Below are 13,551 nucleotides of genomic sequence, written 5' to 3'. Positions count from 1 at the left end.
GATATAAAAAATTTATAGAGGTGGGTAATGTCATGAACATGCTTGAATTAATAGACAAGAAAAAGAGAAATAACGCACTAACAGAAGAAGAAATACACTTTATGATAACAAAGTATACGAAGGATGAAATTCCAGACTATCAAATGAGTTCTATGTTGATGGCAATTTTAATAAATGGAATGAATGATCACGAAACATCTTGGTTAACAAAAGCAATGGTAGATTCAGGTGATGTCATTGATTTATCATCTATTGAAGGATTTAAAGTGGACAAACATTCAACGGGAGGGATTGGAGATAAAGTTTCACTGCTTGTGGCTCCAATTCTAGCTTCATTAAATATTCCTGTAGCCAAAATGAGTGGAAGAGGCCTTGGCATTACTGGAGGTACTGTAGACAAACTAGAATCGATCAATGGATTTCATGTAGAGTTAACAACGAATGAGTTTATCCAACAAGTAAACGAGCACAAAATAGCAATAGTTGGTCAATCCGGCAATTTAACACCTGCCGATAAAAAATTGTATGCTCTAAGAGATGTCACAGGTACTGTGGATTCTATTCCGCTCATTGCTTCATCCATTATGAGCAAGAAAATTGCTAGTGGGGCAAATGGTATTGTATTAGATGTTAAATGCGGTAAAGGTGCATTTATGAAAGATTTAGAGCATGCAACGGAACTAGCTACTACAATGATTAGTATTGGTGAAAATTTAGGAAGAAAAGTAGCTGTAGTTATTACTGATATGAATCAACCATTAGGACATAACATCGGCAATAAACTAGAGGTTGCAGAAGCGCAGGAATTTTTGAGCAACTATAAAGATAGCGAAAGAGGTCTTTTTGAAGTAACTGTAGCTATATCTTCCAAAATGTATCAATTAGCAACGGGAGTAAGCGATGAAGTAGCAGAACAAAAAATTATGGAAACACTTTCAACTGGTGCTGCACTTGATAAATTTAAAGAATTCATTACAGCACAGGGTGGTGATGCAACTGATATTTATCAACAAAATACGAAGCATGAGATAGTGGTAAAAGCCTTAAATGATGGCTATATCAATTCAATTGATGCTGAAATGATCGGAAAGGCTTCTTTACTTATTGGGGCTGGAAGACTAACAAAAACTGATGTCTTGGATTTTAATGCTGGAGTAAAGTTAATAAAATTAACGGGTCAATCTGTTAAAAAAGGTGAAACAATAGCTATCCTATATTCAAACAAAGACGAAGTAGAAGCATCTATTCAATTAATAGAAGATGCTTATATATATACAGTGAAAGAGCCAGTGAAAAATAATTCAATTTTAAAAGTTATATAAATAGTAGAAAATAAGTGGATATTAATAGGCATCTCGTAAAAGTTTTAAAAAACTTTTACGAGATGCCTATTTTTTGTTTAAAAAAAAAGGAATAACCCCATACTTTTAAGGAGAAAACCTTTGTCGAAAATCGACTAATAAGCAATATTTTCTTCTACTTTTGTCAAGCGCAAGGAATTGAAGGTGTTCTTGTGGAATAGCGCTATCATGAGGGGGCGATTATATGCATCACGAAGTAGAAAAAGTAGGAGACGAAATAATTATTATTAGATTAAAAGGTGAATTAGATCATCATAGTACACAAGAAATTAGAGATGAGATAGTGCCAATGATCAAAAATGGAACAATTAAAGTACTTGTATGGAATTTAAAAGACTTAAACTTTATGGACAGTTCAGGCATAGGCCTTATTTTAGGTAGAATGCGAGAACTAGCTCCAATTGACGGACAAACAATTATTGTAAATCCATCTGAAACTATGCGGAAAATTTTCCAATTTGCAGGTTTAAGTCCATATATTTGTAGTGATTCAGAAATTGATATTATGTCAAAGTTAGGGGGAATAGTTTATGGACAATGAGATAACTTTGTCTTTTATTGCCAAAAGTGAGAATGAAGCACTAGCTAGAATGGTGATGTCAAGTTTTATAGCAGCTATTGATCCAACTATTGAAGAGTTATCGGAATTTAAAACCGTTATTTCCGAAGCAGTTACGAATGCAATTGTTCATGGTTATGAAGAAGACGGTACTGGAAAAATAGAAATCCATGCTAGAAGAGAAGATAGAGAAATAGTTGTGTCAATAGTTGATTATGGAAGAGGAATCCGTGATGTAAATCAAGCGCGTGAACCATTATTTACTACAAAACCAGACGAAGAACGTTCTGGAATGGGCTTTACCATTATGGAAAGCTTTAGTGATGATGTGGAAATTTATTCAATTCCTAATAGGGGGACAACTGTAACTATAACGAAAAGATTTGTGCCAATTCAAGAAACTAGCAGGATTGTTTAATGATGAATAAAAAACCGTCTACGTTATTAACTCAGGAGAAAATGAGAGAATTAATCGCTGCGTCACAAGCTGGGGATAAACTAGCAAGGCAACAAATGATCGAAGGAAACACAAGACTTGTCTGGTCTATTGTGCAAAGGTTTTCATCGAGAGGAGCAGATTTGGAGGATTTGTTTCAAATTGGATGTATCGGTTTGATGAAATCAGTAGACAAGTTTGACCTAAGTTATGAAGTGAAATTTTCGACATATGCAGTTCCAATGATTATTGGAGAGATTCAACGTTTTTTACGAGATGACGGAATGGTGAAAATCAGTCGATCCATTCGTGAACTAAATTTTAAAATTCGTCATGCGACAGATGATTTTTTGAAAAACAATGAAAGACATCCAACTATTATGGAACTAGCAAAAATTTTAGAAGTTTCAAGAGAAGAAATAGTAATGGCTACAGATGCTTTAAGAGATCCTGCATCACTTCAGGAACAACTTTATGAGAACGAAAGCGGAGATGCTCTCACACTCATGGATCAGATGAGAGATGAACGTTCAGAAAAGTCATTCGATCATATTCCTCTAAGAGAGCTAGTAGAAAAGCTAGAAAAACGAGAACAAATGATTATTTATTTGCGTTATTACCTAGACTGTACGCAAAGTGATATTGCGGAACGTTTAGGAATTTCACAAGTTCAAGTATCCAGATTGGAGAAGAAAATACTAACGCAGTTGAAGACATGGTTAGTACCAGTTGGGCACAATAAAAAAACAAAAGATGGGTGATTGAAACGAAGGCATTATTTCCAAGTATGTCAGTTGCAGAAGATTTCCTGAAAGAAAAGTTTGGCGTAAATGAATCATTTGATGTTGGAATCATGCATACACATCTATATGAATTTCCTGTATTACTTGTGTATATAAATGGGTTAGTGGATGGAACAGTGCTTACTCAATTACTGACAAATATGCAGCAAAATAAGTGGCATGATGAATTAGATGAAAATTTGGTAATGGAACACTATTTCCCTTATCATTCGATTACTCAGTATGATTCCACAGAAAAATGGTTAGTTGCATTATTGAGTGGGCAAGTAACATTCATATTAACAAATGGCTCCGTGTATACGATTGATGTTCGTTCATATGCTGGCAGATCTCCTGAAGAACCTGATAATGAAAAGGTAGTGAGAGGATCAAGAGATGGTTTTACTGAAAATATTATTCAGAATACATCACTGATCAGAAGAAGAATTCGGGATACAGACTTGCGATTTGAGCTTCATCAAGTTACAACTCTAAGTCAAACGGATATGGCAATTACCTATATAAAAGGAATTGCAAATGAGGATAACCTAGCACAAATTCGCGAGCGATTGAAGCAAATTAAACATGATGGATTTACAATGACGGATAAAGCTCTAGAGGAATGGATATTCAAACAAGGGTTTCATCCTCTGCCCTTTGTCCGTTTTACAGAAAGACCAGACATAGCAGCAGCTCATTTACTAGAGGGTCATATTTTGATGATTGTGGACACATCACCTTCCGTTATTATTGTTCCTACGACCTTATTTCATCATTTACAGCATGCAGAAGAATATAGGGAAGCACCCATCATTGGAACCTTAGTTAGATGGATGCGTTACGGTGGGGTATTCTTAAGTTTATTATTATTACCTTTTTGGTACTTAATGTCTAAGCACCCGGAATTATTACCAAAGACGTTAGACTTTTTTGGACCTAAAGAGTTCGGTGAAATTCCACTTTTATTACAAATTATTATTGCGGATGTAGGGATAGAGTTTATGCGATTAGCTGCCATTCATACACCTACCCCTTTATCTACAGCAATGGGAATCGTTGCTGCATTAGTTATTGGTCAAATGGCGGTGGACGTTGGATTATTCATTCCTGAAGTTGTTCTGTATACTGCAATAACCGCTATCTTTACCTTCGCTATTCCATCCTATGAACTAAGCATCGCTACTAAGATTTTTAGAACGTTTATTATACTATCCACTGCGCTCTTGGGAGTAAATGGATTCTTTATAGCGTTAGTATGCCTAGTTTGGTATGTTTGTTCATTAAAACCATTGAATGTCCCATATTTATGGCCTTTAGTTCCGTTCTTTCCAAAAGCATTTCTTCGTATTTTAATTAGATATCCTATGCCAGTTGATTCGAAGAGACCATTCATTACACGAGCGCTTGTTCGCAAAAGGTCATGAATAGTATTGCATTTTGTTCTTTTTTTATGGTAAGGTTCATATAGAAAAAGAGGAAATGAGGGAACTCCATGGTTATGGTAGCAAAACAAGCAGTGAACGAAAAAGGCCACTTGCTGATTGGTGGAATTGATAGTGTAGAACTTGCAAAAACCTATGGTACACCATTATTTGTATATGATTTATCGCTAATAAGAGAGCGGGCTCGTGGGTTTATCAATACATTTAAAGAATTGAATGTACAAGCTCAAGTCGCTTATGCAAGTAAAGCATTTTCTAGCGTTGCAATGTATCAAGTGATGAAACAAGAAAATTTATCGTTAGATGTAGTATCCGCTGGAGAATTATATACTGCTATTAAAGCGGGCTATCCTGTTGATCGAATTCATTTTCATGGAAACAATAAGAGCAAAGAGGAATTATTATTAGCAATAGAGCATAATATTGGTTGTATTGTCGTTGATAATTTTTACGAAATTGAATTATTAAAGAATTTAGCGGCTGAACACGATAAACAAGTCAATATTTTATTACGTGTTACCCCAGGTGTAGAAGCACATACGCATGACTATATTACGACAGGTCAGCAAGATTCTAAATTTGGTTTTGATTTACTAAATGGACAAGCGGACCGTGCTTTTCAAGACGTTTATAAAGATAAGCGCATACATCTGCTTGGATTACATTGTCATATTGGTTCGCAAATTTTTGAGACAATTGGATTTAAAGTAGCTGCTGAAAAACTTATTAAAAAAATGATTGCCTGGCATAATGATTTTAATTTCCAATGTACTGTGTTGAATTTAGGTGGGGGCTTTGGTATTAAATATACGGAAGAAGATACTCCACTGGAACCATCTGTATATGTGAAGGAAATGGTCATTGTTGTGAAAGATCTTGTCGCAGAAACGAATTTTGCAATGCCTGAAATTTGGATTGAGCCTGGTCGTTCATTAGTAGGTGATGCTGGAACTTCTTTATATACGATTGGTTCTGAAAAAGAAGTGCCGGATGTACGGAAATACCTTGCTGTTGACGGTGGTATGTCTGATAATATTCGACCAGCCTTGTACGGTGCATTATACGATGCCGTTATTGCTAATAAAATGAATAAAGAGTCGAAAGAAGAATATACAATTGCAGGTAAATGTTGTGAATCCGGAGATAAATTAATCGAACATATAACTTTACCAAAAGCTGATCCTGGTGATATTTTAGCTATGTTCTGCACTGGTGCATATGGGTATTCAATGGCAAGTAATTATAATCGCTTAGCTAGACCTGCTGTTGTTTTTGTTGAAAAAGGTAACCAACAATTAGCAATAAGAAGAGAAACTTTGGAAGACCTCGTACATCTTGACCTTCCTTTAACATTAGAGAAGGAGTGATTACGAAATGAAAAGACCTAATATCATTCTTTATATCTTTTTACTTGTTACAGGAATTCTGTGGGGAGTAATTTATTGGTACTTTGTTGCACCGAATGCTAATTTGTAATTCTAAGAGAAATATTGTAAGATAATTAAATAAGCTATGGTATTTTGTATGGGAATTATAAAATATTTGTTGATGAAATAAAAAGAGGGTCTAAAAATATGTTACTTCGCTATAAAAAAGCATTTGAAAAAATAGCAATGGGGCTTCTTTCTTTTATGCCTCAAGAAAAAGACGTGAAAAAGTTAATTGAAACAATCCGTCAATACGAAAAAGATTCTAATTGGCAGCTTTATCTTTGGAAAAAAGAGGAAGATTTAGTTGGGATTATTGGTGTGCAGATATTTGGTGAAGAGGCTTTCATCCATCATATTTCAGTTAGTCCTTCCCATCGTGGAGAAGGAATAGGTACTGAGATGGTTCAAAAGCTATCAATGTCGCTAGGCACTATTTCCTTGAAACCAACTGCAGATATAAAACTTTTTTTCGAAAAATGTAAAATCGAAAAAGAAGAGGAATGACTAAACTAAGTCATCTCTTCTTTTTTTCTGTTTTTCTCTCTCTTCTAGTATATCTGTTCGATCTCTGAGCATATGTTTATGAGTAAGGAAATGCAAATTTTCCATTTCAGGTAGTTGTAATTCGTTCACTTGATCGAGTAGATCTGCACTAATGATATCGATGGAAAAGGACTGGAATTCTTCTAACTGCTGCATAAGTTCGAAAGAAATTCGCATATTTAGTTTTAGTTTTTCTATGTTTATCTTGTCAAAAATAATGGAATTACTTGTTTCGTTAAGTCTATTAATACTTGTCTTCATTGTTTTAATAGCTCCAACTAAATTCCTTCTTCTCCAGTGATACATAGCTGTGGATAGAAGTATTAATGCAGTAAGTGCATGTTGTTTTTGCCTTGGTGCAACTTCTTTCCAGTAGTCCTCTAGCAGTTCGTGACATTCGAAATAATCGTGAGATACATTAAATTCTTTTAAAAATTGGACAAAACTAGGATGGAATGCAGGGTGCAATACAATCACCTTTCCTCTATAATGATGTTAAAAACCGATAATAGGTGGCGTGGCGTGTTATGTCGTATGAAGTAAAAACGGAGGCTTTCGAAGGCCCACTAGATTTATTATTACATTTAATAAATCGTTTGGAAATAGATATTTATGATATTAAAATGGCAGAAATCACTTCCCAATATATGGAGCATATACATGCGATGCGAGTATTAGAATTAAATGAAGCAAGCGAATATTTGGTAATGGCAGCGACATTGCTCTCCATTAAAAGTAAAATGCTACTTCCAATTCATCAGGATGAAGAAATGGAGGATGACTTTGATGTTCAGGTAAATGACCCTCGAGACGAATTGGTGTCTAGATTAATAGAGTATAGAAAGTTTAAAGAAGCTGCTCATCACTTAAATGAGATGGAGGAGTCGAGACATTTATATTATACTCGACCACCTGCTGATTTGAGTGGTTTTCAAAGTAATCAACAACTAGCTTTATTCGAATTAGATGTGAATGTGTATGATATGTTAGGTGCATTTCAGAAAATGCTAAGAAGAAAACAGTTGAATGCACCATTACATACAAGGGTTAGTAAACAAGATATATCGATAAAAACTCAAATGAGAAATGTAATCTCAACACTAAAAAAAAGCGGCGGGAAACTATCTTTTTATGAGTTATTTCCTTCAATGGATAAAATGACAATTGTCATTACCTTTTTGTCTCTTTTAGAATTAATAAAACGGCAGTTTGTACAGGTAGAACAAAAAAGTAATTTCGATGAATTATTTGTTCTATTGCGAAAGGAAGATATAGATAGTGAATTTGACTATGAAATTGATGAGTAAAGTGGAGAGCTTACTTTTTGTAAGTGGAGATGACGGTCTGACTAATAAACAACTTGCCTTTTTAACGGATACAACCGAAGAAGAAATCGATGGAATTCTGCGTAAAATGATCCAGACGTATAAAGAGAGGGAAGATAGAGGACTGGAGATTAAACAACTTGCAGGTACTTTTCAATTTGTAACAAAAGAAGAAAACGTATTATGTATTCAAAAACTTGTAGAAAATCCAACAACTCAATCTTTATCACAGGCGTCTCTAGAGGTATTAGCAATTATTGCGTATAAACAACCGATTACACGCGTAGAAATAGAAGATATACGGGGAGTAAAATCTGAAAGACCGATATCCACTCTTTCAGCAAAAGGACTTGTTCGAGAAGTGGGACGTGCAGAGGGAACAGGGAGAGCAATTCTTTATGGGACTACAAATGAGTTTTTGCAATACTTTGGTTTACAAGATCTTAGTACACTTCCTCCACTTCCAGAAGATGTATCAACGGATGAAATGGAAGATACAGATTTATTTATGACGAAGTTCCAAGAAGCTTTTGATCCAAACGAATAAGTAAAAGAGGAGCATTTCAAATAGTAAAAAAAACTTTATTAATTATGTTGATTTCTTTATTTTGGAACACAGCAGGTGTGGAAGCATCATCTTCTTATTCGGTCATAGATGCGGAGTCTGGAAGATTACTAGAAGGTAGTAACGAGCAAACGGAGTTACCAATTGCTAGTTTAACTAAAGTTTGGACAGCGTTAACGGTTCTTGATTATATTTCACTGGATGAGGAAATCACTATATCTGAAGAAGCAGCTTCGCAGGAAGGATCCTCCCTTTATTTAAAGCCGGGTGAAAAGTGGACTGTGAATTCCCTTTTGCATGGCTTATTATTGCAATCAGGAAATGATGCAGCATATGCGCTTGCAGAACATACTGGCGGATCTATGGAAGGATTCGTTCAGCTGATGAATGAAAAAATTCAACTAGCAGGTATGGAGCATGCTCACTTTACTAATCCATCAGGACTTCATTCCGATGAGCATTACGCATCTGCTTACGATATGGCTAATATGCTTCGTTTAGCTCTTCAAGATGCCGAGTTTAAAAAAATCGCTTCAGCTAAGTCTTTTACTCCAAAAGAACGTAATGTACAGTGGAGGAATAAACATAAATTAATGCATTTTGAAGATAATGCTGTCGCTGGAAAAACTGGTTATACAAAAAGAGCAGGGCGAACATTAATAACTTATTTTGAAAAAGATAAAAAAGAAATAATTATTGTTACTTTAAATAATTCAAATGACTGGAAGTTTCATGTGGATGTAGCGAACAAAGTATTTGCAACGTATGATTCTGTAAAAGTCGTCGAAAAAGGAAAGTATCATTTATTTCATAAAGAGGTAATAGAAGTAGAAAAAGATCATTATTTACTATTGAATGCAGATGAACAAAAAGATCTGCTAAATGTCTTACATATCCCAAGGAATTCAGATGCAGATCGTTCATATTTGTGGAATGTATATATTAAAAGTGATATTGCTTTACGTTTTCCAGTAAAAAAAATAAAATGAATAAAAGGATCGACAGTTTTTATAAAAGACTGTCTTCTTTTAATTTTACTAAAAGTGTGACATAATTCAGTAATGTAAGTGGACAGAATGGACGAGGTGAACTAAGTTGGAGAGATTGCAAAAAGTACTTGCTCACGCAGGTGTAGCATCAAGAAGAAAAGCAGAAGAAATGATTTTAGAAGGTAAAGTAATGGTTAACGGTAAAGTTGTAAAAGAACTCGGAACAAAAGTTTCTGATTCAGATACAGTGGAAGTTGCTGGAGTTAAGCTAGAAAAGGAACAAAAAGTTTATTACCTACTGTATAAACCAAGAGGAGTTATCTCAGCTGTTTCAGATGATAAAGGTAGAAAAACAGTAACTGATTTATTACCAAATGTGAAAGAACGTTTATATCCCGTAGGTAGACTAGATTATGAAACATCTGGGTTATTATTACTTACAAATGATGGAGACTTTTCTTATGCTTTAACGCATCCAAAATATAAAGTTGATAAAACATATGTTGCGAGGGTCAAAGGAATTCCATTAAAAGAGCAACTACGCCCATTAGAACGAGGAGTAGTTTTGGAAGATGGTAAAACAGCACCAGCAAAAGTTAAAATGTTGTCTTCTGAACGAAAAGCAGACAAGGCAATTATTGAAATTGTCATCCATGAAGGAAAAAATAGACAAGTTCGTCGTATGTTCGATGCGATTGGATTTCCTGTACAAAAACTTAAGCGTGAGCGTTTTGGTTTCTTAAACTTGCACGGTTTAAATGCAGGAGAGTGGAGAGAGCTAACAAACCATGAAGTGAAACAAATGCGAGTTCTTGCAGAAACAGGAAAAATCGGAAAGTAGGAAATATGAAAGTTCACATTTCTTTCATACTTTTCTGCTTATTTATTTTATCTATTTTGATATAATAGATATTGGTATGTTTTGGATAGAGGAACTTAGGTGGCCCACTCTAAAAAACAATGATTTTATATTAGATCAATAATACTGGCCTTTTTAACGATTGCTATAATCAAATATCGCGATAAAAAGAAATCCCTTACATCAAATAAGAGATAAAGCACCAAAAGATGCTTTATCATTTCATCGTGCAATGGATAGAATATAAAAGATGAAATCACAGAGCGAGATACTTCGAATTTTATGGATCAAATTAAACCTTCGTAAAGGAGTTCTTTTAGATGGATAAAATAGTTTGTACATGTGGGAATATCAATCCCGCTGGTACAGAATTATGTGAGAGTTGTGGTCGTCCCTTAAACCAAAACATTTCAGATAAACAGGTAGTAGATATGCGTTATGAAGGTTCTGCAAGACGATCACAAACGTATAAAACAACGATAATTGATAAAATTTGGAATTTCTTTTCTAGCGTAAAAGTAGGTATGTGGATTATTGGAATTATTCTAATTGCAGCTGCGATTGGGACAATACTTCCACAAGTTTTTTATGTTCCGGCAACAAATGAGGCAGATATTGCTGCTTATTACGAAAGAATATACGGGAATTTTGGAATAATTTACTATGAGTTAGGGTTATCCGATTTGTATAGTTCATGGTGGTTCCAAGGATTAGTTGGAATGTTAGGGATTTCACTTGTTATTGCAAGTCTTGACCGAGTTATTCCATTGTATAAATCATTAAAAAAACAAAAAACAAAACGTCATATTAGTTTTCTTATGCGTCAGCGCGTATACGGAACTGGTGAAGTAGAAGAACCAATCGCAAACATTGATCAAGCAGAAGAAAAGCTAAAAACAATGCGATATAAAGTAAAACGAGAAGGAAATGCGATTCTAGCAGAAAAAGGGCGCTTTTCTCGTTGGGGTCCTTATGTAAATCATCTTGGACTAATTCTTTTCTTATTTGGTGTAATGCTTCGAGCGTTACCTGGTTTTTACGTAGATGAAACCTTGTGGCTACGAGAAGGTGAAAGATTATACATACCAGAAACAGATGGATATTTTTTAGAAAGCAAACAATTTATATATGAAACTTATTCGAAGGAAGAATCAGAGGAAGTATTTGGAGATGCAATTGAACGAGTTGGTTCAATCGCTAAAAACTATCAATCTGATGTAGCTTTATATAAAGGTCCGGAAGACGCTGTCGCTGGAAACACGGAAGAACTTTCTTTTGTAAAAGAAGCTTCTATTCAAGTGAATAAACCACTTAAGTTTGATAATTTTTCAGTATTTCAAATGGATTTCCGTTTAGATGAACTTGCTAAGATGACATTCCAGTTACAAGACAAAGAAACGCAGGAATCATTTGGCGAGTTTACAATTGATTTAGCGGATCCTCAAAGTGAATATCCATTAGTAAATGGATATAAAGTAGAGATTCTCGAGTATTATGCTAGTTTTACGGAGTTTGTAGATGGGATTCCTCAATCAGAATCTCCAATTCCAAATAATCCGGCATTCTTGATTAAAATGTATAGTCCAGAATATCCTAATGGAGAAACTAGTTTTGTTATGATCAAAAATACAATTGAGCCATTAGGAGAAAATCAACATAAATTAGCATTTCAAAGTGTAGAAACAAGAGATGTATCAGGTCTTACAGTACGTAAAGACTTAACACTTCCCCTTCTTGGAATTGGTGGAATAATCTTTATGATTGGGGTAGCACAAGGTTCTTATTGGAATCATCGTCGTATTTGGATTCAACTTTTAGAAGATGGGCAGGTTGTAATTGCTGCACATACGAACAAAAACTGGTTAAGTGTCAAGAAGGATATCGATGAGGTTTCAAAAGTAGCACATCTTCCACAATATGAAGACCAACAAGATAAAGAAGCGAAAAAGGAAAAAGAGGAAGGGGTATAACAACATGGATTTGGTATCTTTAAGTAGTACATTATTATTTATCGCGTTCATTGCTTATTTACTTGCTACAATATTATTTGGAGGAGCAGTTAAGTCTTCTAGTTCAACAAATGACAATTCTAAATCATACGATCGTTGGGGTAAAGCAGCGATTACTGTAACAATAATAGGTTTTATTTCTAATCTTAGTTATTTTATTACGAGATGGATTGCAGCAGGCCATGCTCCTGTCAGTAACCTATACGAGTTTACAACTGCATTCGGAATGATGGTTGTAGCAGCGTTTATTCTTATTTACTTTATCTACAAAACACCAGCACTTGGGCTTTTTGCTTTACCAATCGCTGTTTTAATCATTTCTTATGCCAGCATGTTTCCGAGAGAGATTTCACCATTAATACCTGCTTTGAAAAGTTACTGGTTAACGGTACATGTAATTACTGCAGCATTAGGTGAGTCTATTTTAGCGATTAGTGCGGTTGCAGGATTTATTTATCTCTTAAAAAATATTGATCAAACAAAAAAAACAAAAGAACGTTTTTGGATTGAAGCTGTAATGTACACGATCTTACTTGTTGTTGGATTTGTTGTGTCTACAACGACATTTACAATTGCAGATTACAAAGCAGAGTATACGTATGTAGGGAAAGAAGAGATCGAAGAAACAATGGTTTATACGATGCCAGCATTATTTGGTATGAATGAATCAGTTGCTGTTGCGGAGAATACATTTGAACCATTAGTAGAAATGCCTCCAATTGTTAATGCGAAAAAATTAACAACGGTAGTATGGTCGATTATATTTGGTACAGCTATTTATATATTACTTCGATTAATATTGAGAAAACGACTTTCTTTAGTTTTACAACCTTTAGTGAAAAAATCAAATTCACAGTTAATGGATGAAATTGGTTATCGTGCTGTTTTAATAGGTTTCCCGGTATTTACACTTGGAGCACTCATATTTGCTATGATCTGGGCACATGAAGCGTGGTCGCGGTTCTGGGGTTGGGATCCAAAGGAAGTATGGGCACTTATTACGTTTTTATTCTATGCAGTATTCTTACATCTACGTTTAACAAAAGGATGGGAAGGCAAAAAGTCAGCATGGTTTGCTTTACTTGGTTTCATCATAATTATGTTTAACCTTATTGCTGTAAACCTAATTATTGCTGGTCTACATTCGTACGCTTAAGGCACAATATAATAGATTTAGAAAAGCTCTTGCCTCTTTTTAATTAAGAGACGAGAGCTTTTCTTTCATTTTAAGTTTACAACTTGTACAATAAA

14 protein-coding genes are annotated in these 13,551 nt (G+C 34.7%); 13 read left to right on the top strand and 1 reads right to left on the bottom strand.

The features are described 5' to 3' along the window. Positions 1 to 32: 32 nt before the first annotated feature. From C7437_RS04245 to C7437_RS04215, 7 genes are all read left to right on the top strand, one after another. Complete coding sequence (locus tag C7437_RS04245) at positions 33 to 1,322, top strand: thymidine phosphorylase (protein ID WP_111438376.1); 1,290 nt, start codon at positions 33 to 35, stop codon at positions 1,320 to 1,322. A gap of 223 nt (positions 1,323 to 1,545) precedes the next feature. Then, positions 1,546 to 1,902 (top strand): STAS domain-containing protein, encoded by a 357-nt coding sequence (locus C7437_RS04240; protein WP_111438375.1) that lies wholly within the window; start codon positions 1,546 to 1,548, stop codon positions 1,900 to 1,902. Further along, a complete protein-coding gene (gene spoIIAB / locus C7437_RS04235; protein WP_111438374.1) occupies positions 1,892 to 2,338 on the top strand; it encodes an anti-sigma F factor in 447 nt (148 codons plus the stop codon). The genes C7437_RS04240 and spoIIAB overlap by 11 nt, the downstream gene beginning before the upstream one ends. Continuing rightward, positions 2,338 to 3,117, top strand: a complete 780-nt coding sequence (locus tag C7437_RS04230; RefSeq protein ID WP_111438373.1) for a SigF/SigG family RNA polymerase sporulation sigma factor — start codon at positions 2,338 to 2,340, stop codon at positions 3,115 to 3,117. The genes spoIIAB and C7437_RS04230 overlap by 1 nt, the downstream gene beginning before the upstream one ends. A 26-nt stretch (positions 3,118 to 3,143) precedes the next feature. Beyond that, positions 3,144 to 4,562 carry a spore germination protein gene (locus tag C7437_RS04225; protein ID WP_111438992.1) on the top strand — a complete coding sequence of 473 codons (1,419 nt, stop codon included), beginning with the start codon at positions 3,144 to 3,146 and terminating at the stop codon, positions 4,560 to 4,562. Between the two features lie 68 nt (positions 4,563 to 4,630). Continuing rightward, positions 4,631 to 5,947, top strand: a complete 1,317-nt coding sequence (gene lysA, locus C7437_RS04220) for a diaminopimelate decarboxylase (RefSeq protein ID WP_111438372.1) — start codon at positions 4,631 to 4,633, stop codon at positions 5,945 to 5,947. A 207-nt stretch (positions 5,948 to 6,154) separates the two neighbouring features. Further along, the gene (locus C7437_RS04215; protein ID WP_111438371.1) at positions 6,155 to 6,514 is read left to right on the top strand and encodes a GNAT family N-acetyltransferase; all 360 of its coding nucleotides are present in this window, start codon (positions 6,155 to 6,157) and stop codon (positions 6,512 to 6,514) included. On the opposite strand, the gene C7437_RS04210 is transcribed toward C7437_RS04215, so the two are convergent. Continuing rightward, positions 6,515 to 7,030, bottom strand: a complete 516-nt coding sequence (locus C7437_RS04210) for a DUF309 domain-containing protein (protein ID WP_111438370.1) — start codon at positions 7,028 to 7,030, stop codon at positions 6,515 to 6,517. Positions 7,031 to 7,080: 50 nt separating this feature from the next. Here C7437_RS04210 and C7437_RS04205 point away from each other — a divergent pair, with 50 nt between their 5' ends. The 6 genes from C7437_RS04205 to ccsB all read left to right on the top strand — a co-directional run bounded on the left by C7437_RS04205 (position 7,081) and on the right by ccsB (position 13,456). Continuing rightward, on the top strand, positions 7,081 to 7,860 hold the full coding sequence (locus C7437_RS04205) for a segregation/condensation protein A (RefSeq protein WP_111438369.1): 780 nt from the start codon (positions 7,081 to 7,083) through the stop codon (positions 7,858 to 7,860). Continuing rightward, positions 7,853 to 8,425 (top strand): SMC-Scp complex subunit ScpB, encoded by a 573-nt coding sequence (scpB, locus tag C7437_RS04200; RefSeq protein ID WP_111438991.1) that lies wholly within the window; start codon positions 7,853 to 7,855, stop codon positions 8,423 to 8,425. The genes C7437_RS04205 and scpB overlap by 8 nt, the downstream gene beginning before the upstream one ends. Positions 8,426 to 8,502: 77 nt before the next feature. Beyond that, entirely contained in the window at positions 8,503 to 9,432 is a 930-nt protein-coding gene (locus C7437_RS04195; protein WP_170122304.1) for a D-alanyl-D-alanine carboxypeptidase family protein, read from the top strand. A 106-nt stretch (positions 9,433 to 9,538) separates the two neighbouring features. Continuing rightward, the gene (locus tag C7437_RS04190; protein ID WP_111438367.1) at positions 9,539 to 10,273 is read left to right on the top strand and encodes a pseudouridine synthase; all 735 of its coding nucleotides are present in this window, start codon (positions 9,539 to 9,541) and stop codon (positions 10,271 to 10,273) included. A 338-nt stretch (positions 10,274 to 10,611) separates the two neighbouring features. Continuing rightward, the gene (gene resB, locus C7437_RS04185; protein WP_111438366.1) at positions 10,612 to 12,261 is read left to right on the top strand and encodes a cytochrome c biogenesis protein ResB; all 1,650 of its coding nucleotides are present in this window, start codon (positions 10,612 to 10,614) and stop codon (positions 12,259 to 12,261) included. 4 nt (positions 12,262 to 12,265) lie between these two features. Next, positions 12,266 to 13,456 carry a c-type cytochrome biogenesis protein CcsB gene (gene ccsB / locus C7437_RS04180; RefSeq protein ID WP_111438365.1) on the top strand — a complete coding sequence of 397 codons (1,191 nt, stop codon included), beginning with the start codon at positions 12,266 to 12,268 and terminating at the stop codon, positions 13,454 to 13,456. Positions 13,457 to 13,551: the final 95 nt, after the last annotated feature.

The organism is Psychrobacillus insolitus (assembly GCF_003254155.1).
Taxonomy (GTDB): Bacteria; Bacillota; Bacilli; order Bacillales_A; family Planococcaceae; genus Psychrobacillus; species Psychrobacillus insolitus.
This window is presented reverse-complemented; position numbering and strand designations above follow the sequence as displayed.

Bases quoted from the DNA above. Each gene is read 5' to 3' on its own strand.
- C7437_RS04245 (WP_111438376.1), top strand. From the start codon at position 33: ATGAACATGCTTGAATTAATAGACAAGAAAAAGAGAAATAACGCACTA.
- C7437_RS04240 (WP_111438375.1), top strand. From the start codon at position 1,546: ATGCATCACGAAGTAGAAAAAGTAGGAGACGAAATAATTATTATTAGA.
- spoIIAB (WP_111438374.1), top strand. From the start codon at position 1,892: ATGGACAATGAGATAACTTTGTCTTTTATTGCCAAAAGTGAGAATGAA.
- C7437_RS04230 (WP_111438373.1), top strand. From the start codon at position 2,338: ATGATGAATAAAAAACCGTCTACGTTATTAACTCAGGAGAAAATGAGA.
- C7437_RS04225 (WP_111438992.1), top strand. From the start codon at position 3,144: ATGTCAGTTGCAGAAGATTTCCTGAAAGAAAAGTTTGGCGTAAATGAA.
- lysA (WP_111438372.1), top strand. From the start codon at position 4,631: ATGGTTATGGTAGCAAAACAAGCAGTGAACGAAAAAGGCCACTTGCTG.
- C7437_RS04215 (WP_111438371.1), top strand. From the start codon at position 6,155: ATGTTACTTCGCTATAAAAAAGCATTTGAAAAAATAGCAATGGGGCTT.
- C7437_RS04205 (WP_111438369.1), top strand. From the start codon at position 7,081: ATGTCGTATGAAGTAAAAACGGAGGCTTTCGAAGGCCCACTAGATTTA.
- scpB (WP_111438991.1), top strand. From the start codon at position 7,853: ATGAGTAAAGTGGAGAGCTTACTTTTTGTAAGTGGAGATGACGGTCTG.
- resB (WP_111438366.1), top strand. From the start codon at position 10,612: ATGGATAAAATAGTTTGTACATGTGGGAATATCAATCCCGCTGGTACA.
- ccsB (WP_111438365.1), top strand. From the start codon at position 12,266: ATGGATTTGGTATCTTTAAGTAGTACATTATTATTTATCGCGTTCATT.